18 protein-coding genes are annotated in these 21,159 nt (G+C 71.6%); 9 read left to right on the plus strand and 9 right to left on the minus strand.

Annotation, left to right across the window (positions count from 1 at the left end):
• Positions 1-16: 16 nt before the first annotated feature.
• The gene (locus CP981_RS21365) at positions 17-691 is read right to left on the minus strand and encodes a Crp/Fnr family transcriptional regulator (RefSeq protein WP_006604164.1); all 675 of its coding nucleotides are present in this window, start codon (positions 689-691) and stop codon (positions 17-19) included.
• 445 nt (positions 692-1,136) lie between these two features.
• On the opposite strand from CP981_RS21365, the gene nth reads away from it, so the two are divergent.
• Genes nth through CP981_RS21380 form a run of 3 tightly spaced genes read left to right on the plus strand, consistent with a single transcriptional unit; the run spans position 1,137 to position 4,112 of the window.
• Entirely contained in the window at positions 1,137-2,123 is a 987-nt protein-coding gene (nth, locus tag CP981_RS21370) for an endonuclease III (protein WP_085923223.1), read from the plus strand.
• Between the two features lie 53 nt (positions 2,124-2,176).
• Complete coding sequence (locus CP981_RS21375; protein ID WP_085923224.1) at positions 2,177-2,899, plus strand: NUDIX hydrolase; 723 nt, start codon at positions 2,177-2,179, stop codon at positions 2,897-2,899.
• 13 nt (positions 2,900-2,912) lie between these two features.
• Positions 2,913-4,112, plus strand: a complete 1,200-nt coding sequence (locus tag CP981_RS21380) for a MarP family serine protease (protein ID WP_085923225.1) — start codon at positions 2,913-2,915, stop codon at positions 4,110-4,112.
• A 120-nt stretch (positions 4,113-4,232) separates the two neighbouring features.
• Here the strand turns inward: CP981_RS21380 and CP981_RS38735 are convergent, their stop codons facing one another.
• The 7 genes from CP981_RS38735 to CP981_RS21415 all read right to left on the minus strand — a co-directional run bounded on the left by CP981_RS38735 (position 4,233) and on the right by CP981_RS21415 (position 13,722).
• Entirely contained in the window at positions 4,233-4,427 is a 195-nt protein-coding gene (locus CP981_RS38735; protein WP_085923226.1) for a hypothetical protein, read from the minus strand.
• A gap of 247 nt (positions 4,428-4,674) precedes the next feature.
• Entirely contained in the window at positions 4,675-5,613 is a 939-nt protein-coding gene (locus tag CP981_RS21390) for an alpha/beta fold hydrolase (RefSeq protein WP_085923227.1), read from the minus strand.
• The gene (locus CP981_RS21395; protein ID WP_085923228.1) at positions 5,610-6,068 is read right to left on the minus strand and encodes a phage holin family protein; all 459 of its coding nucleotides are present in this window, start codon (positions 6,066-6,068) and stop codon (positions 5,610-5,612) included. Before CP981_RS21395 ends, CP981_RS21390 begins: the two co-directional genes overlap by 4 nt.
• 44 nt (positions 6,069-6,112) lie before the next feature.
• Positions 6,113-7,507, minus strand: coding sequence for a Na+/H+ antiporter NhaA (nhaA, locus tag CP981_RS21400; protein WP_085923229.1), 1,395 nt, complete (start codon positions 7,505-7,507; stop codon positions 6,113-6,115).
• 328 nt (positions 7,508-7,835) lie between these two features.
• The gene (acs, locus tag CP981_RS21405; protein WP_085923230.1) at positions 7,836-9,803 is read right to left on the minus strand and encodes an acetate--CoA ligase; all 1,968 of its coding nucleotides are present in this window, start codon (positions 9,801-9,803) and stop codon (positions 7,836-7,838) included.
• 195 nt (positions 9,804-9,998) lie between these two features.
• Positions 9,999-12,329 (minus strand): bifunctional SulP family inorganic anion transporter/carbonic anhydrase, encoded by a 2,331-nt coding sequence (locus CP981_RS21410; RefSeq protein WP_208852964.1) that lies wholly within the window; start codon positions 12,327-12,329, stop codon positions 9,999-10,001.
• Positions 12,330-12,735: 406 nt separating this feature from the next.
• Complete coding sequence (locus tag CP981_RS21415) at positions 12,736-13,722, minus strand: ATP-binding protein (RefSeq protein ID WP_085923232.1); 987 nt, start codon at positions 13,720-13,722, stop codon at positions 12,736-12,738.
• 101 nt (positions 13,723-13,823) lie between these two features.
• On the opposite strand from CP981_RS21415, the gene CP981_RS21420 reads away from it, so the two are divergent.
• Complete coding sequence (locus tag CP981_RS21420; RefSeq protein ID WP_085923233.1) at positions 13,824-14,708, plus strand: Fic family protein; 885 nt, start codon at positions 13,824-13,826, stop codon at positions 14,706-14,708.
• 369 nt (positions 14,709-15,077) lie between these two features.
• On the opposite strand, the gene CP981_RS21425 is transcribed toward CP981_RS21420, so the two are convergent.
• On the minus strand, positions 15,078-15,986 hold the full coding sequence (locus tag CP981_RS21425) for an HAD family hydrolase (RefSeq protein ID WP_085923234.1): 909 nt from the start codon (positions 15,984-15,986) through the stop codon (positions 15,078-15,080).
• A 467-nt stretch (positions 15,987-16,453) separates the two neighbouring features.
• Here CP981_RS21425 and ssd point away from each other — a divergent pair, with 467 nt between their 5' ends.
• The 5 genes from ssd (at position 16,454) to CP981_RS21450 (ending at position 21,102) form a co-directional block, all read left to right on the plus strand.
• Positions 16,454-17,656, plus strand: a complete 1,203-nt coding sequence (ssd, locus tag CP981_RS21430; protein ID WP_244329734.1) for a septum site-determining protein Ssd — start codon at positions 16,454-16,456, stop codon at positions 17,654-17,656.
• Positions 17,653-18,819 carry a TadA family conjugal transfer-associated ATPase gene (locus tag CP981_RS21435; RefSeq protein ID WP_085923236.1) on the plus strand — a complete coding sequence of 389 codons (1,167 nt, stop codon included), beginning with the start codon at positions 17,653-17,655 and terminating at the stop codon, positions 18,817-18,819. The genes ssd and CP981_RS21435 overlap by 4 nt, the downstream gene beginning before the upstream one ends.
• A complete protein-coding gene (locus CP981_RS21440) occupies positions 18,816-19,736 on the plus strand; it encodes a type II secretion system F family protein (RefSeq protein WP_085923237.1) in 921 nt (306 codons plus the stop codon). Before CP981_RS21435 ends, CP981_RS21440 begins: the two co-directional genes overlap by 4 nt.
• A gap of 12 nt (positions 19,737-19,748) precedes the next feature.
• Entirely contained in the window at positions 19,749-20,591 is an 843-nt protein-coding gene (locus tag CP981_RS21445) for a type II secretion system F family protein (RefSeq protein ID WP_345676906.1), read from the plus strand.
• A 319-nt stretch (positions 20,592-20,910) separates the two neighbouring features.
• Positions 20,911-21,102 (plus strand): DUF4244 domain-containing protein, encoded by a 192-nt coding sequence (locus CP981_RS21450; protein ID WP_078885580.1) that lies wholly within the window; start codon positions 20,911-20,913, stop codon positions 21,100-21,102.
• The last annotated feature ends 57 nt before the right edge of the window (positions 21,103-21,159 follow it).

The raw sequence follows: 21,159 nt of genomic DNA on the forward strand, positions 1-21,159 counted from the left end.
GCTGTCTGCGGGTGGCTCAGCGCGAGCGCTTGGCCAGCCGCTCGACGTCCAGCAGGATCACGGCGCGCGCCTCCAGGCGCAGCCAGCCGCGGCCCGCGAAGTCCGCGAGCGCCTTGTTGACCGTCTCACGGGAGGCACCGACCAGCTGGGCCAGTTCTTCCTGCGTCAGGTCGTGGACGACGTGGATGCCTTCCTCGGACTGCACGCCGAAGCGGCGCGACAGGTCGAGCAGGGCGCGCGCCACGCGGCCCGGTACGTCCGAGAACACCAGGTCGGACATTTGGTCGTTGGTCTTGCGCAGCCGGCGGGCGACCGCCCGCAGCAGGGCGGTGGCCACCTCGGGGCGGGCGTTCAGCCAGGGCTGAAGGTCGCCGTGCCCCAAACCGAGGAGCTTGACCTCGGTGAGGGCGGAAGCCGTGGCCGTACGGGGGCCGGGGTCGAAGAGCGAGAGCTCACCGATCAGCTCTCCGGGGCCGAGGACGGCGAGCATGTTCTCCCGTCCGTCGGGGCTGGTGCGGTGCAGCTTCACCTTGCCCTCGGTGACCACATAGAGGCGGTCGCCGGGGTCCCCTTCGTGGAACAGGGCGTCGCCGCGGGCGAGCGTGACCTCTCCCATTGAGGCGCGCAGCTCCGCCGCCTGCTCGTCATCGAGCGCCGCGAAGAGCGGTGCGCGCCGCAGAACGTCGTCCACGAGATCTCTCCTTGTCGACATGCTCCGGGGGACTGTGGTCCCCATCATGCCGGAATGCAAAACAGTGCGATCAATCACAAGTTTGCCGGACCGGTGCCCCGAGCCATAAGGCAGGGGGCCGATTGGGGTCAGGATTCACAGCGATCAAGCCGGATGTCAGTGGCTGGCCTTAGTCTGGCCGAGTGTCCAATACGCCGGTGAGAGCAGAGGACTGGGGGGCCGGAAGAGTGAGCGCAGGGCAGGATTCCGCTGTGGGCGAACAGCCGTCCGGCCGCGCATCGGATTCGGATAAATGTAACAAATCCCCCTCCGGGGTGGCGCCTCACCGGAAGCCGCCCGTCCGGAAAACCGGCGCGTCGCGACCGTCGGCGCAGGACACGACCGTGCAGACCGCCGCGAGGACGACTCCGGCAGGCAAGACCTCGGCAGGGAAGAAGGCCGCCCCGTGAACGCAACCCCCGAGAAGCCGGCGGCGGCCAAGAAGGCCGTCACGAAGAAGGCCACCGCCAAGAAGGCTGTCGCGAAGAAGGCCGCCGCGGCCGCCGGGCAGGCGCCCGCCAAGAAGACGGCCGCCGGGAAGGCCGCCCCGGCCAAGAAGTCGACGGCCAAGACGGCCGCCGGGAAGACGCCCGCCAAGAAGGCGCCCGCGCGCAAGCCCGAGTCCCGGGTCGCCATGGTGCGGCGGGCCCGCCGGATCAACCGCGAGCTGGCCGAGCTGTATCCGTACGCCCACCCCGAGCTGGACTTCACCAACCCCTTCGAGCTGCTGGTCGCGACGGTCCTGTCCGCGCAGACCACCGACCTGAGGGTCAACCAGACCACCCCGCGCCTCTTCGCGGTCTGCCCGACGCCCGAGGACATGGCCGCGATGCCCCCGGAGAAGCTGGAGGAACTGATCCGGCCGACCGGCTTCTTCCGGGCCAAGACGAAGTCGCTGATCGGCCTGTCGGCGGCGCTCCGCGACCGCTTCGGCGGGGAGGTCCCGGGCCGCCTGGAGGACCTCGTCACCCTCCCCGGGGTCGGTCGCAAGACCGCCAATGTGGTGCTGGGCAACGCCTTCGGCGTCCCGGGCATCACCGTCGACACCCACTTCGGCCGGCTGGCCCGCCGCTTCGGCTGGACCACCGCGGAGGACGCCGAGAAGGTCGAGGCGGATGTCGCCGAGATCTTCCCCAAGAGCGAGTGGACGATGCTCTCGCACCGGGTCGTCTTCCACGGCCGCCGCGTCTGCCACTCCCGCAAGCCCGCCTGCGGAGCCTGCGCCATCGCCCCGCTGTGCCCCGCGTACGGCGAGGGCGAGACGGACCCGGAGAAGGCCAGGAAGCTGCTGAAGTACGAGCTGGGCGGCCAGCCGGGGCAGCGGCTGAAGCCACCGGCCGACTATCCGGGGCAGCCCGCGCCGCCGATGGCGCCCCCGGTGGCCGCGTCCTGACGACCGCCGCCCAGAGGTGACCGACGATCGATGCCAGGCCTGAGGGGGCGCGGATGCGGAGTGCACGGGAGCAGCGGTACGGCAAGGAGGACGCCGGGGAGGCGTCCGGCCGGGAGGCTGCGGTCACGGCCGAGGGCCTGCCCGAGTGGCTGGCCCCGGTGGCCCGGGTGGCCGCCACGATCGAGCCGCCCCAGCTCAGCCGCTTTCTGCCGCCCGAGAACGGTGGCCGGCAGTCCGCGGTACTGATCCTCTTCGGCCATGGCCCCCGCGGCCCCGAGCTGCTTCTGATGGAGCGCGCCGGCACCCTGCGCTCCCACGCCGGCCAGCCCTCCTTCCCCGGTGGCGCCCTCGACCCGGAGGACGGCGATCCGGAGGGCTCCGGTCCGGTCCAGGCGGCGCTGCGCGAGGCCGAGGAGGAGACCGGGCTCGATCCCTCCGGTGTGCAGGTCTTCGGCGTGCTGCCGCGGCTCTACATCCCCGTCAGCGGCTTCGTGGTGACGCCCGTCCTGGGGTGGTGGCGCCGGCCGAGCCCGGTCGGCGCGGTCGACCAGGCGGAGACCGCCCGGGTGTTCACGGTTCCCGTGGCGGATCTCACGGACCCGGCCCACCGCGTGACAACCCGCCATCCCAGCGGCCACATCGGGCCTGCTTTCCTTGTCGAGAACGCCCTGGTCTGGGGGTTTACGGCCGGAGTCATCGACCGGATCCTGCACTACGCGGGCTGGGAGATTCCGTGGGACCGTGACAAGGCCGTCCCGCTCGACTGGCGCTCGTGAGACGGTGTCCGGCGTGAACGTCCTGGACATTTTGCTGCTGGTCGCGGCCGTGTGGTTCGCCATCATCGGCTATCGGCAAGGCTTTGTCGTCGGCATCCTGTCCGTGATCGGCTTCCTCGGAGGCGGCCTGATCGCGGTCTATCTGCTGCCGGTGATCTGGAACGAGATCACCGGGGAGGCGACTCCCGGCACCTTCGCGGCCATCGCGGCGGTCGCCATCGTGATCGTGTGCGCTTCCGTGGGCCAGGCGCTCACCACCCATCTGGGCAACAAACTGCGCCGCCACATCACGTGGTCACCGGCGAGAGCGCTGGACGCCACCGGCGGCGCGCTGGTCAACGTCCTGGCGATGCTGCTGGTCGCCTGGCTGATCGGCTCGGCACTGGCCGGTACCTCCCTGCCGACGCTCGGCAAGGAAGTCCGTAACTCCAAGGTGCTGCTCGGGGTGTCCCGGGTGCTGCCCCCGCAGGCCGGCACCTGGTTCGCGGACTTCTCCTCGGTCCTCGCCCAGAACGGCTTCCCGCAGGTCTTCACGCCGTTCTCCAACGAACCGATCAACAACGTCCCGGCGCCCGATCCCCGGCTGGCCACCAGCCCGGTCGCGGCGCAGGCCAAGCGCAGCATCGTCAAGGTGGTCGGCACGGCCCCCAGCTGCGGCAAGGTCGTGGAAGGCAGCGGATTCGTCTTCGGCCGGCACCGTGTGATGACCAACGCCCATGTGGTCGGCGGAGTGCGCGAGCCCACCGTCCAGGTGGGCGGCGAGGGCCGTACGTACGACGCCAAGGTCGTGCTCTACGACTGGCGGCGCGATATCGCGGTCCTGGACGTGCCCTCGCTCCGGGCCCCGGCGCTCCAGTTCACCGGCGCCGACGCGAAGAGCGGCAACAGCGCCATCGTCGCCGGCTTCCCGGAGAACGGCGGCTACGACGTCCGCGCGGCCCGGGTCCGCGGCCGCGTCCAGGCCAACGGCGCGGACATCTACAAGCGCGGCACGGTCGGCCGCGATGTCTACTCCCTCTACACCACGGTCCGGCAGGGCAACTCCGGTGGTCCGCTGCTCACCCCGCAGGGCAAGGTCTACGGCGTCGTCTTCGCGAAGTCGCGGGACGACTCACGCACCGGCTACGCGCTGACCGCCGACGAGGTCCGCGAGGACGCCATCAGGGGGCGCAAGGCCCAGCAGCAGGTCGACAGCCAGGGCTGCGCGATCTAGAGCCACTCCGGTGGGCGGGCGTGGGCCCGGCCACCGGACAGGCTCTGGCGGTTCGGAGGAGCACTGCCGCCCGCCGATGTCCGGCGCGGGAAGTCCCGCGCCCGTCGGCGGGCCGAGGAGTCAGGTGCGGGGATGGCGTAGTCGCGCGCTCATCCAGCGCGCTCTGCGGCGCAGGATGCGCGGAATCCCCATCGGGTGCGCCGGGTCGGGGGATGCGCCGGACCTGAGGTCCGGGCCCCTTTCCTGAGTACCCACGGCAACGGTACTGCTGCGGCGGTTGCGTGCCACGTCACGGTAGTCGTGCGTCCAGCCCATACCCTCGACTCTGCCCGTGGCCCAAGGCCCGTAACCGCCCCGGGGGCCGCCAATTGGCCTATGCGCCGGGCAAGTGGCTGTTCGTCAGACGCACGTTCGAGTTCGGTGTGCGGCCGCTCCGCCGAGCGGTACGGAAAACCCGCTGAGCGGTGCGCGGGAGGCGTGGAAGAACCGGTTCGCGCGGTGGGTTCAACAGTCCGTCCCGGGGGCGGCGTTGCGCTCTGCCCGGCCCCGGGACGGCGGTTCGTCACCGGTCCGGTTCCGGGTCCTTCAGCCAGTTGATCAGCTCCGTGGAGAACGCCACCGGGTCCTCCTCGTGCGGGAAGTGCCCCAGGCCGTCGAAGAGCCGCCAGCGGTACGGCGCCTCGACGTACTCGCCGGAGCCGGCCGCGCTGCGGGTACGCATCACCGGGTCGAGCGAGCCGTGCAGATGCAGCGTCGGGACCCGTACGGGCATCTTCATCCGGCGGTTGAACTGGAGACCGTCGGGGCGGGCCATCGAGCGCACCATCCAGCGGTACGGCTCGATCGAGCAGTGCGCCGTCGAGGGGATGCTCATCGCCCGGCGGTAGGCCATCAGTGCGTCGTCGTCCGGCAGCCGGGGGCCGGACCAGTCGCGGATCATCCGGCCCACCAGCGCCGCGTCGTCCGCCGTCAGCGCGCGCTCCGGCAGCCAGGGGCGCTGGAAGTTCCAGATGTGCGAACTCCGGGCGCTCTGCCGTACGTCGGCGAGCATCGCCGAGCGCCAGCGCCGCGGATGCGGCATCGAGGACACCGCCAGCCGGCGCACCAGCTTGGGCCGCATCACCGCCGCCGTCCAGGCGAGATAGCCGCCCAGGTCGTGACCGACGAGCGCGGCGTCCGGCTCTCCCAGGGACCGTATGACGCCCGTGATGTCCAGGGCGAGGTTCGCCGGGTCGTAGCCGCGCGGGGTGCGGTCGCTGCCGCCGACGCCCCGCAGATCCATCGCGACCGCCCGGAAGCCCGCCTCGGCGAGCGCCGGCATCTGGTGCCGCCAGGTCCACCAGAACTGTGGAAAGCCGTGCAGCAGCAGCACCAGGGGGCCGTCGCCCATCTCCGCGATGTGGAAGCGGGCGCCGTTGGCCGCGACGTCGCGGTGCGACACCTCTTCCCCGCTGGGGATGCCGAGCCGTACGACTGCGGCGGTGCTGTCAGGGGCTGTCATACCGATGAGCGTGTCACAGACTCCAGCACCGGGTGCTCCACGGGCGCCAGGCGCGGGTGCGGCTTGGCCTTCTGGAGTACGGCCGCGGTCTCCTTGGCCGAGTTGATCGACTTCTCCGGCTTCTTGATCTTCTTCATCTTGGCCATCGCGATGAGGGCCAGCAGCCCGGCGAGGACCAGGAAGGCGCCCCCGACGATCAGGAAGGACCAGGCGAGCCCGAGGCCGAGGTTGTGGATGCCGTACGCCGCCGCGAAACTCAGCACCGGCAGCGCGAACAGCGCCAGCGCACCGGCCACCATGAACGCGGCACTGCCGATGCCCGCGCGCTTGGCGTCCTGTCGGAACTCCGCCTTGGCCAGCGCGATCTCGTCGTGCACCAGCGCGGACATCTCAGCCGTGGCCGTGGCCACCAGCTGTCCGAGGCTGCGGTCCGTGCCGTCGTGGACTGCGCTCATCGCCGTCTCCCTCTTCTCTTCACCCGGATGCAAAGCCTCTCAGATCATGCCGGACCATCGTCTCCGGCATGCGAGTCGGAGGCCACTTCGGCAAGCCGCCGGTGCTCGGCGGCCTTGGCTTCGTGGATCGCCGCCATCCGCAGGTGGTACTCCGGCCTGTCGAGTTCGTAGATGTCGGGGATGCCGTCCTGGTCCTCGTCCCGCTCCTCGTCCTCGCACAGCTTCCTGTACTTGGTGTTGCGGACCTTGAGGAGGATGCCGGCGAGGACGGCCGCCAGCAGCGAGCCGATCAGCACCGACGCCTTGATCTCGTCGGTCAGCACCAGGTCTCCGGCGAAGGCGAGTTCGCCGATGAGCAGGGAGACCGTGAAGCCGATGCCGGCCAGAGAGGAGACGGCGAAGACATCCGGCCACTTGAGGTCGGGGTTGAGCTCGGCCCGGGTGAAGCGGGCGGTGCACCACGTGCCGCCGAAGATGCCGAGCGCCTTGCCCACCACCAGGCCGAGCACGACCCCGAGCGTCTCCGGCCGGGTGAAGACCTCGTGGACCGCACCGCCGGATATGGACACGCCCGCGGAGAACAGGGCGAACAGCGGTACGGCGAAGCCGGCCGAGAGCGGGCGGACCAGATGCTCGATGTGTTCGCCCGGGGACTGCGTCTCGCCGTCGCGCCGGGTGCAGCGCAGCATCAGGCCCATGGCGACGCCGGCGATGGTGGCGTGCACCCCGCTGTTCTCCATCAGGCCCCAGATGACCAGGGCGAGCGGGAGGTAGACGTACCAGCCGCGGACACCCTTGCGCAGCAGCAGATAGAAGATCACCAGGCCGGCGAGGGCGAGGCCGAGCGCCAGAAAGTTGATCTTCGAGGTGAAGAAGATCGCGATGATCAGGATCGCGAAGAGGTCGTCGACGACCGCGAGGGTGAGCAGGAAGGCGCGCAGCGCGGCGGGCAGGGACGTGCCGATCACGGCGAGTACGGCGAGCGCGAAGGCGATGTCGGTGGCGGTGGGGACCGCCCAGCCCTGGAGCGAGCCGCCGCCGATGCTGTTGACCGCGAAGTAGACGACCGCCGGCATCGCCATCCCGCAGAGCGCGGCGACCACGGGGAGGGCGGCGGCCTTGGGGTCACGGAGCTCGCCGGCGACCAGTTCGCGCTTGAGCTCGATACCGGCGACGAAGAAGAAGATCGCGAGCAGCCCGTTGGCGGCCCAGTGCTGGAGGGACAGGTCCAGGCCCAGCGCGGCCGGTCCCAGGTGGAAGCCGCGGACCGTCTCGTAGCTCTTGCCGAGGGTGTTTGCCCAGATCAGAGCGGCTACGGCGGCGGCGAGGAGGAGGATGCCGCCGACGGTTTCGGCGCGTAGCGCCTCCGCGATGAAGTTCCGCTCGGGCAGCGACATCCGTCCGAGGAACGGGGTGCGGCGGTTCCGGGGGGCGCTCATGCGTGGGCCTCGTCGCGCTCGGCGGGACGGTGGGCGCGCGGCGCACACTTCTTGATCGTTTGATTGCTTGGCGCGCTCACTCGGTGACCTCCGGCTTTCGGCAGCTGTGTACGGCTGTTGCAGTTGCCGACCAGACTTCCCGGCGCACCCAGAGTTTTAGCGTGTCATTGACGCGTGTCCCACTGTACCGGGCGGGCGCAAGCAGCTATCCGGTGACCTCACTTTACGGTCAATCCGGGCGAGAGGCCGCTGGAGGAGGGGCGGCCGGCCCACGGCAAGGGGGCACCCGGCCGCGTCGGCCGGATGCCCCCTTCGTACGCCGTCCCGTTCAGTCCTCGCTGGCCGCGCTCGGCAGCTTCGCCTGGATCAGGTCCATGACCGAGGAGTCGGTGAGGGTGGTGACATCACCGAGGTCGCGGTTCTCGGCGACATCGCGCAGCAGCCGCCGCATGATCTTGCCGGACCGGGTCTTGGGCAGCTCCGCGACCGGCAGGATCCGCTTGGGCTTGGCGATCGGGCCGAGCTGCTGGGCGACATGGGCGCGCAGCTCCTCGACCAGGCCCTCGTCCTCCGCCGCACCGCCGCGCAGGATGACAAAGGCGCAGATGGCCTGGGTGGTCTGCGGGTCGGCGGCGCCGACGACCGCGGCCTCGGCCACCTTCGGATGCGACACCAGCGCCGACTCGACCTCGGTGGTGGAGATGTTGTGGCCGGACACCAGCATCACGTCGTCCACCCGGCCGAGCAGCCAGATGTCGCCGTCGTCGTCCTTCTTGGCACCGTCACCGGCGAAGTACTTGCCCTCGAAGCGCGACCAGTACGTGTCGAGATAGCGCTGGTCGTCGCCCCAGATCGTGCGGAGCATGGCCGGCCAGGGCTCAGTCAGGACGAGGTAGCCGCCGGCGCCGTCGGGGACCTCACGCGCGTCGTCGTCCACGACCGTCGCGGCGATACCGGGCAGCGCCACCTGGGCCGAACCGGGCTTGGTCGCCGTGACGCCCGGCAGCGGGCTCAGCATCATCCCGCCGGTCTCGGTCTGCCACCAGGTGTCGACGATCGGTGTCTTGTCGGCCCCGATGTGCTTGCGGTACCAGATCCACGCCTCGGGGTTGATGGGCTCGCCCACCGACCCGAGGACGCGCAGCGACGACAGATCGAACTTCGCCGGGATGTCGTCGCCCCACTTCATGCAGGCGCGGATCGCGGTCGGCGCGGTGTAGAGGATCGTCACGCCGTACTTCTGCACGATCTCCCACCAGCGGCCCTGGTGCGGGGAGTCGGGCGTGCCCTCGTAGAGCACCTCGGTCGCGCCGTTGGAGAGCGGGCCGTAGGTGATGTACGAGTGGCCGGTCACCCAGCCGACGTCGGCGGTGCACCAGAAGACGTCGGTCTCCGGCTTGAGGTCGAAGACGGCGTGGTGGGTGTACGACACCTGGGTGAGGTAGCCGCCGGTGGTGTGCAGGATGCCCTTGGGCTTACCCGTCGTGCCGGAGGTGTAGAGGATGAACAGCGGGTGCTCGGCGTCGAAGGCCTCGGGCGTGTGCTGGTCGCTCTGCCGGTCGACGATCTCGTGCCACCACACGTCGCGGCCCTCGTGCCAGGCGACGTCCTCCTGGCCGGTGCGGCGTACGACGAGGACGCTGCGGACGTTCTCCGTGCCGGGCTTGGTCAGTGCGGCGTCGACGGCGGGCTTGAGGGCGGACGGCTTGCCGCGGCGGTAACCGCCGTCGGCGGTGATCACCACGCGGGCGTCCGCGTCGTTGATACGGGTCGCCAGGGCGTCCGCGGAGAAGCCGCCGAAGACGACCGAGTGCGGGGCACCCAGCCGCGCACAAGCCAGCATGGCGATGACCGCCTCCGGGATCATCGGCAGATAGATGGCGACCCGGTCGCCGCTGCGCACGCCCAGCTCGGTCAGCGCATGGGCGGCCTTGGAGACCTCCCGCTGGAGCTCGGCGTAGGTGATCGCGCGGCTGTCGCCGGGCTCGCCCTCGAAGTGGATGGCGACCCGGTCACCCAGGCCGTTCTCCACATGCCGGTCCACGCAGTTGTACGCGACATTGAGCTTGCCGTCGGCGAACCACTTCGCGAAGGGTGCGTTGGACCAGTCGAGGGTCTGGGTCGGCGAGGTCTCCCAGGACAGGCGTTCGGCCTGCTCGGCCCAGAAGCCCAGCCGGTCTGCCGCGGCCTGCTCATACGCGGCAGCCGTGACGTTGGCGTTCGCGGCCAGATCGGCGGGCGGCGGGAACCGCCGCTCCTCCTTGAGCAGGTTGGAGAGGGAAGGATGCTCGTTCATGCTCCCGTCTCCTCCTTGAGCAGGTTGGCCAGGCTTTCGTTGCTCACGACATCTCCCAATCCCAGGGCGTCCGATGTGTCCCCAGGTCATAGCTCATCAGCCCGCGCCCGGCCCTGACAAGGGCTGTGGACAATTATTGGTGTAGACCTTTCGTTCAGGGTGTGTTCAAGGGCTGTTGAGGAGACGCCGCGCAGGTCAGACCGTGACCGGCGCAGGTTCGCCGCGCACCGCGCAGAACCGCCCGGCGGCCTCGTCGAGCACATATGCCTGGGCCTCGCCGACATGGAAATACATGCCGTGCAGGGCCAGTGTGCCCTCGGCCGCCCGGCGGGCCACACACGGGTGGGCCCGGAGGTGGTCGAGCTGTTGCATGACGTTGACGAGCGCGAGCCGTTCCTGGTCATCACTCACCGGCCGCCCGCTGAGGGCGACTTCGCCCCGGCCCAGCCGTCCGATGCGCTGCATACGGGCCAGGCTCGGCCGGCCGTGCCGCAGCCAGCGGGAGAGCGGGGTCGGCTCGGCGTCCTCCGGTGCGGCCGCGCCCAGCAGCGCCCCCATGGCGCCGCACCCCGAATGCCCGCAGACCGTGATCGAGCCGACCCGCAGCACCTCCACCGCGTACTCGATCGCCGCGCCCACGGAGTCGCAGGAGGCGTCGGAGCCGGGTGGCGGCACCAGATTGCCGACATTGCGCACGGTGAACAGATCGCCCGGCCCGCTGGACGTGATCATGCTCGTGACCAGCCGGGAGTCGGCACAGGTCAGAAACAGCTGGGTGGGCCGCTGACCCTCGCGCGCCAGCCGGGACAGCTCCTCGCGCACCAGCGGAGCCGTATGGCGCTGGAATGCCGAGACCCCGCCCATGAGTTGGCTGCCGCTGCTCTCCGGGACCGCCGCCGGGGCCGGGGCGGGCCGGGTGCAGTGATGATTGCGCCAGGGCGTCCACGGCCGGCAGGAGTGCGCACCGGCCTGCGCGGCGAGCGGCCGGCCCGAGCGGCCGCCGAGCGTCACCCGGCCGCCGTGCGCCCGGTGGGTGGCCGACCAGGACTGAAGCGCCTCGTAGGCGGCGTGATCCATGAACGAACCGCACAGCTCGACGACGACATCGGTGTGCGCCGGCACCTGCGCCAGCGCCCGGCTCAGCCGCGGCACCGCCAGGAACGTCAACTGCCCGCTGACCCGCACCCGGTGGCCGTCCGCCTCCTCCGTGACCGTGACACGGGTGTGCGTCAGCCGGCGCAGCGCCAGGAAGACCGCGACCGCGATGCCCGTCACCACACCCTGGAGCACACCGAACAGGACCACACCGCCCAACGTGGCCGCGTACACCGGGAATTCGCGGTGCCGCTGGACGTGCCGGATGTGCGCGAAGCTCACCATCCGTACGCCGACGACCATCACCAGTGCGGCCAGTGCGGCCAGCGGAATCAGCTCCAGAGCCGTGGCCAGCAGTCCCGCGCACAGCAGCACCCAGACGCCGTGCAGCACGGTGGCGCGGCGGGTGACCGCGCCGGCCCGCACATTGGCCGAGCCGCGGATCGCGCCGCCGGAGATCGGCAGCCCGCCCAGCAGCCCGGAGACCGTATTGGCCACGCCCTGGCCGGCCAGCTCACGGTTGAGCCGCGCACGCCCCGTGGGGGCGCCCGGACGGTCGGCCGCCAGCCGGTCCACGGCCACCGCCGACAGCAGCGACTCCATGCCGGCGACGAGGGTGACGGTCAGTACCGCGGCGGCAAGGGCCGGAAGGGAGTCGTCCGGCAGCACCGGCAGCTCGGGCATCCGCCAGGACGGCAGCTCCACCCGCGCCACCTCCGTCCCCGCGCTGACGGCCGTCGCGGCGAGCACGGCGGCCAGCGGGGCGGGCAGCACCCGCGCCCAGCGCCCGGCGCGGCCCGGCAGCCGCCCCCAGCCGAGGAGTACGGCGACGGTGACGGCGCCGATCAGCAGCGCGACGGCGTGGGGGTGCGCCAACTGGCCGGGCAGCGCGGCGGCGTTGTCGAGCGCCGAGCTGTCCGGACTGCCGCCGAGCACCACATGGAGCTGGCCGAGGGCGATGGTGACCCCGATGCCGGCCAGCATGCCGTGCACGATCGCCGGGCTGATGGCCAGCGCTGCGCGGGCCACGCGCAGGGCGCCGAGGGCGAGTTGGGTGAGGCCCGCCAGGACCGTGACGGCGCAGGTGGCGCGCCAGCCGTAGCGCTGGACCAGATCGGCGGTGACCACCAGGAGGCCGGTTGCCGCGCCGCTCACCTGGAGCGGAGCGCCGCCGAGGGTACCGGCGACGATGCCGCCGACGACCGCCGAGACCAGACCGGCCTGGAGCGGGGCGCCCGTGGCCAGGGCGAGGCCCAGGGAGAGCGGGACGGCGAGCAGGAAGACGACGACCGAGGCGGAGAGGTCCCGGCGGGCGGCCCGGCCCTTCTTCACAGGGGAGCCGGGATCGGTGGGCGTACGGGGCTCGGGAGGGATCTCGGTGCGGTGCGATGTGCGCGGCGGCTGCGGCGGCAACTTCTCGGTCTGCGGCATTCCCGTCTCCTCCGGGGCGACGCGGTCGCGCGGGGCGCGATCGTGGGGCGGCGGTGTACTGCGGCGGGACGTGAGCCGACCGGCGGGCATCACCGTTGGGCGATGGTCCGGTGACTCTCAAGCATCGGTAAATGAACCGTAATGAGAGGTAAAGGTAAGGAGAGGCTTTTGCGGTCATTCGCCGCAATTCATCCCTCTATCCGGTGAACGTGGGGCCTTTCGTCTTGTGGATTTCCATCCTTTTCCTGACGCCTGAAGGCTGTGCGCGGCGATTCCGTTCCCTCATCGGGAGGGCGCTCACCGGCACCGCGAAGGGCGTCGCCGGCTGCTGAGTCGCGACGCGGAACGGGCTGCCGCCCGGGTGGACCGGCCGAACCGGTGGCGCCCGCCCGCGTCGTCCGGCAGGTCAGGCGGGCTGTGGGGTGGCTGCTCCCTCGGAGAGCACGAAGGCGGGGTCGACCTGGGCGGCAAGGTCGACTCCGGTCTTCGCATTGCCCCAGCTCTCCGCGTTCTTCAGGTGGAAGTGCACCATCTGCCGGGTGTAGCGCTCCCAGTCGCGGCGCCCGTAGGCGGCGTCGGCGGTGTGGTGCAGCGTTTCCAGAGCGCGCCGGTTGGCCTCCTCCAGCTGGTCGAAGCGGGCCGGGCGGCCCTTCTCCATGGCCCGCACCCAGTCGGAGTGGCCGACGGTGACCAGCAGATCGTCGCCGGTCTCCTCGCGCAGGAACGCCAGGTCCTCCGGGCCCTGCACCTTGTTGCCCACGACCTTCAGGGGGACGCCGAAGTCCCGTGCGTACTCCTTGTACTGGCGGTAGACGGCGATGCCCTTACGGGTCGGCTCGGCGACCAGGAAGGTCATGTCGAAGCGGGTGAACATCCCGGAGGCGAAGGAGTCGGAACCGGCCGTCATGTCGACGACGACATACTCCTCCCGGCCGTCCACGAGGTGGTTCAGGCACAGCTCCACGGCGCCGACCTTGGAGTGGTAACAGGCCACGCCGAGATCGGACTCGGTGAACGGGCCGGTTGCCATCAGTCGCACGGCGGCCCCGTCGAGCTCCACCGGCCGGACGCAGGCGTCGTAGACGGGGTTGTCCTCGCCGACCCGCAGCAGTCGCGAGCCCTCGCCGGGAGGGGTGGTCTTGATCATTGATTCGGCGGACGGGATCCGGGGATTGCTGCCCCGCAGGTAGTCCTTGATCAGTGGCAGTTGGGCACCCATCGCGGGAAGCGCGGCGGCCTCCGCCTCGTCGAGGCCGAGCGCGGCGCCCAGGTGCTGGTTGATATCGGCATCCACGGCGATCACGGGGACCCGGGAAGCGGCGAGATGCCGGATGAACAGGGAGGACAGGGTGGTTTTGCCGCTGCCGCCCTTGCCTACGAAAGCGATCTTCATGTTCACCAAGGGTAATCTTGATCTCGCTCAGGGTGAGAGGGCTGCGTGAGGAAGACCACTCCTTCGAGGGGTCCGGCCTGGTGGTGCGTAGGGTCGTACCCATGGCTGGAATCTCCCGGGGGACGCCCCCCGACCCCCCGCAGGCGAGCGCCGACCCGCTCGTGACCCTGGCCTCGCTCCCGGGAGTCGCCGACTCCGTGGACTCCGTACGCAAGGGCGTCGACCGGGTCTACGGGCACCGGGTCATGCGACGCCGCAGCAACGAGGTGACGTCCGAGGCGGCGCTGCGCGGAGCGCGTGGTTCCGCGGCTCTTTCAGGGGCCGACTGGGCGCTCGAAGAGGTCCGGCGCCGCACCGACTTCGGCGTCGAGGGCGAGCCGCGCACGGTCGGCGCGGCCCTGCGGCTGACCGCGGAGGCCGGACAGCTGCTCAGCGTGTGGCGGCAGTCGCCGCTGCGGGTGCTGGCACGGCTTCATCTGGTGGCCGCGTCCAGCGGGGGGCGCAGTGCCGATGAGGCCGGCCGGGTGGCCGACGAGACGGTGGGGCGGCCCCGGCTGGGCGCCGAGCCGGTGGACGAACCGCTGATCGAGCTGCCGCTGCCGGATGCCGACGAGGTCGCCGGGCGGCTGGACGGGCTGGCGCGGCTGCTCCTCGCGGGCAGCGAGGCGCCGGCGCTGGTGACCGCGGCGGTGGTCCACGGTGAGCTGCTCGCCCTGCGGCCGTTCGCCACGTGCAACGGGCTGGTCGCGCGGGCCGCGGAGCGGATCGTGCTGATCGGCAGCGGACTGGACCCGAAATCCATCTGCCCCGCCGAGGTCGGGCACGCCGAACTGGGGCGCGCGGCGTACGTCGCGGCCCTGGAGGGCTATGTCTCGGGCACTCCGGAGGGCGTCGCCGCGTGGATCGCGCACTGTGGACGCGCGGTGGAACTCGGCGTACGGGAGAGCACCGCCGTCTGTGAGGCGCTCCAGCGCGGCGCGGCATAACGGGCGGCCGGGTGAAGTCCTTTGGGCGCCGCTCGGAGAATTCCGGAAGGATTGCTTCATTCGCCCCTGAACAAGGGTTGCGGCGGTACCAATCGGTGGTACCGCCGCTGGCATGTCTGCCGGGTTACCAAGCGTGCTCGAATGTTTGCCCATCAGGCCGGAATCTTTGTCCGGTTACCTGGTGCGGCTGGCCCGTAATCGACGGGTCGGCGTCGCGTGGGTGCCCGACATTCATGCATCGGTCCGTGGGCCACTTCCTGCGTTAAAGGTGTTCCTCTCGGATGTCCTTGGTCTCGCGGGCCGTTAAGTCCTTTGTACTCCTCGGGCGGGGGAAGCGGAACCCCGTGCCTCAGATCTTTACGTTTGGCTTCAAACGCGGGCATTACGGGCGACGCGGCCGCTCCGGCCAATAAGCCCGAGGCGTGGCTTCGGAGTTTTCCGCCGGCTCGCGTACCAGACCAGCGTCGCGGTCGCCATGGCCGCGCCCACCGCGGCCATCACGGCGAGCGCCGGTCGCGAGGGCATCGACAGCGTCGGCAGCCGCTGCTTGAGCGGGACCGGCCGATTGAAGGAGAGAACCGGCCAACCCCGCGCGACCGCCTCGCGGCGCAGCGCCCGGTCCGGGTTGACGGCGAAGGGGTGGCCGACCGCCGAGAGCATCGGGACATCGGTGGCCGAATCGCTGTAGGCGTAGCAGCGCTCGAGGTCGTAGCCCTCGGACGCGGCGAGCTCCCGCACCGCCTCCTCCTTGGTCGGGCCGTAGGCGTAGTACTCCACCTCGCCGGTGAAACGGCCGTCCTCGCCGACGACCATGCGGGTGGCCACCACCCGGTCCGCGCCCAGGAGTTCACCGATCGGTTCGACGACCTCGGCGCCCGAGGTGGAGACGATCACGACGTCCCGCCCCGCGGCGTGATGTTCCTCGATGAGCGAGGCCGCCTCGTCATAAATGATGGGGTCGATCAGATCGTGCAGCGTCTCGGCGACGATCTCCCGCACCTGGGCCACGTCCCAGCCGCGGCACAGCGAGGAGAGATATTCCCGCATCCGCTCCATCTGATCGTGGTCGGCGCCGCCCGCCAGGAACACGAACTGGGCGTACGCGGTGCGCAGTACGGCCCGCCGATTGATCAGGCCGCCTTGGTAGAACGACTTGCTGAAGGTCAGCGTGCTTGACTTAGCAATGACGGTCTTGTCCAAGTCGAAGAACGCGGCAGTACGGGGAGTCGAGTGAGGCACGGAGTGGTTTTCCACGGGGCGAGCATAGGCGCCCACCATTCGGCGTAAGGTGTGGCGCGTGGGTTTGCCTGAGAAGGCTCTCGGGTACACCATGGAAGTCACGGATCGTTCGCGACCGTGCTAACCCGGTCCGGCTCCTCCCCCCCCCGAGTCGGCCGTGGGGACGACCCCCGCTCTCCCCCCCGGCGGGGGTCGTCGCATGTCCGGACGCATTTTCCGCCGCCGGACGCTGCTCCGCACTTCTCCTTGCCTGCTCGGCGCCCGCGGCCTCTCCGCCCTCGACCCATTACGCACCGTAGTCAGTGCGCTGCTCTACGGAAGGCTCTCTTCAGCCCCAGAAGTAGCCGCCCGTCGCTGGAATAGGTGACAGGGATATTCACAGCCCCGGAGTTGTCCACAATTTTGGGTCAAGATCCCCAAGATTTTCCCGATCGGTGCAGCGTAAAAGTCCGCGAGTTCGCGGATGCGCGAGTTGTGTAGCGATAGGGGGACGGAACGTGGCCGGAATGACGCCATCGGAACGGCCGGTCCATACCGGCGAGGAGCGGGCCGGGCCGCTGATCATCACCGAGGACGAAAGGCTCCTCGACGATCTTCTGCGGTTGTGTGCGGCAGCCGGGGCACTGCCCGAAGTGGCGCACGGCCTGCCGGCCCGCAAAGGGGACTGGGAAGCACCGCCTCTGGTGATCGTCGGCGCTGACTGCGCGCCCCGGATGCGCGGGGCCGGACGCCGGGCGGGCGTCATCCTCACCGGACAGGACGCGGACGATCCGGCCGTCCTGCGGCTGGCCGTCGCCCTTGGCGCCGAGCGGGTGCTGGCCCTCCCCGACGGCGAGCGCTGGCTTACGGACCGGATCGCCGATGCGGTCGAGGGCGTCGGGCCGCCGGCCTTGACGGTCGGCGTCATCGGCGGCTGCGGCGGCGCCGGAGCGAGCACCCTGGCCGGCGCACTGGCCGTCACCGCGGCCCGTACGGGACGGCGCACGCTGCTCGTCGACGGCGACCCGCTGGGCGGTGGGCTGGACGTCCTGCTGGGCGGCGAGAAGGAAAAGGGCCTGCGCTGGCCCGCGTTCGCCGAATCACGGGGCCGGGTCGCCTGCGGTGCCCTGGCCGAGTCGCTGCCGCGGCTCCACTCGTTCCGGGTCCTCAGCTGGGATCGGGGCTCCGATGCCATCATCCCGCCCCCGGCCATGCGCGCGGTCATGGCCGCGGCGCGGCGGCGCGGCGGTGTCGTGGTGGTGGACCTGCCGCGCAGGGTCGACGCAGCGGTGGCGGAGGCCCTGGCCCAGGTGGACATGGGCCTGTTGCTCGTCCCTACGGAGCTGCGCGCGGTCGCGGCGGCGCAGCGGGTGGCCGCCGGGGCGCAGAAAGTGCTCGGTGATCTGCGCGTCGTGGCGCGGGGGGCTCCCGGACGCCATGGACACGGCCTGCCGCCGGACGAGATCGCCCGCCTCATGGAGCTGCCCTTGGCCGGTGAAGTGCCGTGGGAGGCCGGTCTGTTGGCCGATCTTTCGCGAGGGGTGCCACCGGGGGCGCAGGTGCGCGGGCCGTTGGCGCGGTTCTGCACGGCGTTCTGGGATCGGTTGACGGAGAGCGGGGTCGATGGTGGCGGTCCGGCGTCTGCCACGGGGACGGGGCCGGGGCAGAGCACGGAGCCCGGGGCCGGTGTGAGGGAGCCTGCGGTCGGCCGGGGCGGAGGCCGGGGATGAGCCACGGAACGGACCTGCTGGAGATGGTGCGCCGGCGGCTCGCCGAGGCCGGGGCGGAGCCGACGCCCGCGCGGGTGGCTGTGGCACTACGCGAGCAGGGGCGGCTGCTGGGTGACGCCGAAGTGCTGGGTGTGGTGGCCGCGTTACGGTCCGAGATGGTGGGCAGCGGGCCGCTGGAACCGCTGCTGGCCGCACCCGAAGTCACGGACGTCCTGGTCACCGCGCCGGACGAGGTGTGGGTGGACCGAGGCGGTGGTCTGGAGCGTACGGACGTCCGCTTCCGGGACGCGGCGGAGGTGCGCAGACTCGCCCAGCGGCTGGCGGCGGTGGCCGGACGGCGGCTGGACGACGCCCGGCCATGGGTGGACGCCCGCCTCCCGGACGGCACCCGGCTGCATGCCGTGCTGCCCCCGGTGGCCGTCGCCGGGACCTGTCTGTCCTTACGGGTGCTGCGGCCGCGGGCCTTCGACCTCGCGGAGTTGGTGGCGGCCGGCACGGTCCCGCCGGGTGGCGACCGGCTGCTTCGGGCGCTGCTGGCGGCCCGGCTGTCTTTCCTGATCAGCGGCGGTACGGGCAGCGGCAAGACCACTCTGCTCAGCACGCTGCTCGGTCTGGTCGGCCCCGCCGAGCGGATCGTCCTGGCCGAGGACTCGGCGGAGCTGCGGCCGGACCATCCCCATGTGGTGCGGCTGGAGAGCCGGCCCGCCAACCAGGAGGGCGTCGGCCGGGTGACGCTGCGGGACCTCGTACGGCAGGCGCTGCGGATGCGCCCGGACCGGCTGGTGGTCGGCGAGGTGCGCGGCGCCGAGGTGACGGACCTGCTCGCGGCTCTGAATACGGGCCATGAGGGCGGCTGCGGGACGGTCCATGCCAACGCCGGCTGCGATGTCCCCGCGCGGCTGGAGGCCCTTGGTTCCACCGCCGGCCTGGACCGTGCCGCGCTGCACAGCCAGCTGGCGGCCGCGCTCTCGGTCGTACTGCATCTCGTACGCGACCGGGCCGGTCGGCGCCGGATCGCCGAGGTCCATGTCCTGGAGCGGGACCGCGATGGCTTCGTGGTGACCGTCCCGGCCGCCGTCTGGGGCCCGGCCGGGTTCCAAGAAGGGCGTGGCTGGGAGCGGTTGAGGCAGCTGTGTGAGCGGGGCGGGGGTGTGTCCGGATGAGTGTGGCCGGGGTGGCGCTGCTGGTTGCGGTGCTCTGCGCGGGCGCCGCCCTACGGTCGGCCGGTGGCCGGCCGGACGACGTACGGCGACGGGCCCGGGCGCTGCTCGGCGGGCGCGGAGCAGCGGACCCCGAAGGGGGATGGCCGGCCCGGCTGCGCGGCGAGGGGGTGCGGAAGTGGTGCGCGGGGCGGCTGGTCGAGGGGGACGCGGGGCGCCGTTGGAGGCTCGGCCGCCGGGGAGACATCGGGCAGGAGGCCTGGTGTCTGCCGGCGGGGCTGGCCCTGGGGGTGCTGGGCGAATCCCTGGTCCCCGTGGCCGCCTCCGTGGTCGCGGTGTTCCTCGTCCGGCGGTGGCTGGTCACCCGCGGCGCGGGGCGGGTGCGTGACCGGCAGGCCGCCGCGGTGATCGCGCTGTGCGCGGCCGTGGCGGGGGAGCTGCGGGCCGGGCGGCAGCCCGCGCAGGCTCTGCTCGCCGCGGGGGCGCCGGGCCTCGGTGCTTCGGGCTCGGCGGTGCTGGCGGCCGCGCGGTACGGCGGGGACGTCCCCCAGGCGCTGCGTGTGGCGGCGCGGCATCCGGGGGCCGCGGGGCTGACCGGTATGGCCGCGTGCTGGCAGGTGGCCGTGGAGGGCGGCGCGGGACTGGCCTCGGGGCTGGAGCGGATCGCGGCCGGTCTCAGGGCGCAGCGCGATCAACGCGATGAGCTGCGCGCCCAGTTGGCCGGTCCCCGGGCCACCGCGCTGATGCTGGCACTGCTGCCGGCGGCCGGGCTCCTGATGGGCAGTGCACTGGGCGCCGACCCACTGCGGGTGCTGCTGCATACCCCGGCCGGGTGGGGCTGCCTGGTGGTCGGCGGGCTCCTGGAGTGGGGCGGGGTGGCCTGGACGGCCCGGATCGTCGCGGCCTCGGAAGCCGCGTAGGAGGGGATCAGCGTGAGTGCGGAAGTTGTCCACAGGGTGGGGATGGCGGTCACCGCCGTGGCGGCGGTGTTGTGCGCCCTGGCTTTGGTGCGGGAGGCACGCGGCGGACGTGCCGTACGGAGACGACTCCCGGCGGTGTGGACCGGCGAACAGGACCGGCGCGGCAGGGACGGGGCCCGGACCGGGCCGTCCGACCGAGCCCGTTGGTGGCGGCGAACCGCGACGGTGACGAACGGCGTGCCGCGGAACGGCCGCCCGCTGGACTGGGCCGGGCCCCTGGGGGCGGCCGGACTCGTGTTCATCCTCGTCGGCGGCATGACGGGAGTCCTGGCGGGACTCGCCGTGGGCTACGGGGCGCATCGTCACCTGGTGCGGCAACGGGGCGCGGAGGCGGTCCGGTCGGCGGCCGCCGAGGTACGGGCGGAGCTGGCGCCGGCCGGCGATCTGCTGGCGGCCTGCCTCGCGGCCGGGGCCGGACCACTGGAATCGGCCGAGGCGGTGGGCCGGTCGCTCGACGGGCCGGTCGCCGAGCGGCTGCGCCAGGTGGCGGCGGAACTGCGCCTGGGCGGTGAACCGGCGGTCGTATGGCCACGGTTGGCCGCGCTCCCCGGTGCCGAAGGGCTGGCGCGCTGTATGGAGCGCGCCGGGATATCCGGGGTACCGGCCGTCGAGTCGGCGTCCCGGATCGCCGCCGAACTCCGCGCGGAGCAGGCCCGGACGGCGACCGCACAGGCCCGACGGGCCGGGGTGCTGGTCACCCTGCCGCTGTCGGCGTGCTTCCTGCCGGCGTTCCTGACACTCGGGGTCGCGCCTGTGCTGATCGGCCTGGCAGGCGGCTTGCTGGGACGTAACTGAGCGGCGGGCACGCGGCATTCACGGGCCGGTGCGGGGATCGCGGCGGGTGAGTCGGCGAGGCCGTGCCGACATAGCGGGCCGGCCGGGCGGGCCTGGAGGGCAGTGCACGGACCGGCTCACCGGGCCAGGTCGCGAGACCCCTCCACCGGTATGCCAGAAGCCGTTCCTCACGCGCTGTTCCTCACGCGCCGTTCCTCACAAGCCACCTCACCCGCCGTTCTCAGAAGCCACTCATCAGAAGAAGCCATTCACCAGAAGTCAAAGATCAGTGGCCCTTCCTAGGGGCCGTTCAAAGGGGGTTCGAATGTTTCGGGGCGGAATGTTGCGACGATGGTGGGCGAAGCTGCGCGCGATCGGGGGCGACGACCGGGGGATGACCACGGCGGAGTACGCCGTCGGGACACTCGCGGCGTGTGCCCTGGCCGCGGTGCTCTACAAGGTCGTGACGAGTGGACCGGTTCAGGCATTGCTGCGGTCGACGCTCGAGAGGGCGATCAATGTGCAGTTCTGACCGCGGTGCCCCGGGCCTGCGGGCTCGGGGCGTCCCGCGGACTCGCGACGCCGGTTT

Source organism: Streptomyces platensis (genome assembly GCF_008704855.1).
In the GTDB taxonomy this organism is placed as follows: Bacteria; Actinomycetota; Actinomycetes; order Streptomycetales; family Streptomycetaceae; genus Streptomyces; species Streptomyces platensis.